This window comes from Mycolicibacterium stellerae (genome assembly GCF_003719305.1).
GTDB classification, from domain to species: domain Bacteria; phylum Actinomycetota; class Actinomycetes; order Mycobacteriales; family Mycobacteriaceae; genus Mycobacterium; species Mycobacterium stellerae.
Genome location: NZ_RARC01000080.1, coordinates 1 through 1,093, shown reverse-complemented (window position 1 = coordinate 1,093; position 1,093 = coordinate 1). Strand labels below are relative to the sequence as shown.

Here is a 1,093-nt window from a genome sequence, read left to right as displayed (position 1 = left end):
TGTACTGACCACGGACGTTAGGTACGGCGTGGCGTGGTGACATGACGAAGACCTCCGAGTGAAGTGCGAGCTGTCTAGGAACGCACCAACTCACCCCGGAGGTCTTCGTGGTCCACCGTAATGCCCCTCTGTCAGAAACTGGTCGTCTGCGTTTGGCCCGATGCGTTGTCGAGCAAGGCTGGTCGTTGCGACGAGCGGCCGAACGGTTTCAGGTCGCCGTCACCACCGCAGCACGCTGGGCCGGCCGCTACCGCGAGCTGGGGGCCGCCGGCATGGCCGATCGCAGCTCCCGACCACATCGCAGCCCGAACCAGACCCCGACGCGCACCGAGCGGCGCATCATCAAGGTCCGTGTCATCCGCCGGTGGGGGCCAGCTCGAATCGGCTATCTGCTGGGCCTCAGCGTCTCCACTGTGCACCGCGTGCTGACGCGCTACAACTTGGCACGACTGCGCTGGCTGGACCGGCCCACTGGGCAGGTCATCCGCCGCATGGAGCCAACGGCATGTGGCGAGATGGTGCACGTCGACGTCAAGAAGCTGGGCAAGATCCCCGCCGGAGGTGGTTGGCGAAAGCTGGGCAAGACCAAGGGCAAGCACAACGCTCGCGCCGACCGCAGCGGTGGCGAGCTTACTGCCGACTACAAGCCGGTTCGCGGGTATCACTTCCTGCACACCGCCATCGACGGCCACTCACGGCTGGCCTACAGCGAAATCTTGACCGATGAGCGCAAAGACACCGCTGCAGCGTTCTGGTCACGGGCCAATGCCTGGTTCGCCGAACGTGGCATCGCAGTTCGAAAAGTATTGACCGACAACGGCTCCTGCTACCGATCACATACTTTCGCTGATGCGCTTGGCGAGATCGAGCATCGCCGCACCCGACCCTACCGACCACAGACGAACGGCAAGGTAGAGCGCTTTCACCGCACCCTGGCCGACGAGTGGGCATATGCCCGGCTCTACACCAGCGACTCCGAACGCTGCACCGCGTTCATCACCTGGCTACACACCTACAATCACCACCGCGGCCACACCGCACTCGGCGGTCAACCACCCGCCAGCCGCGTACCTAACCTCTCAGGTCAGTACAG

At 64.0% G+C, this 1,093-nt stretch carries 1 protein-coding gene; it reads left to right on the top strand.

The features are described 5' to 3' along the window. Positions 1-107 precede the first annotated feature (107 nt). The coding region (locus D6M19_RS34035) for an IS481 family transposase (protein ID WP_123029679.1) at positions 108-1,093 on the top strand (986 nt) is incomplete at its 3' end.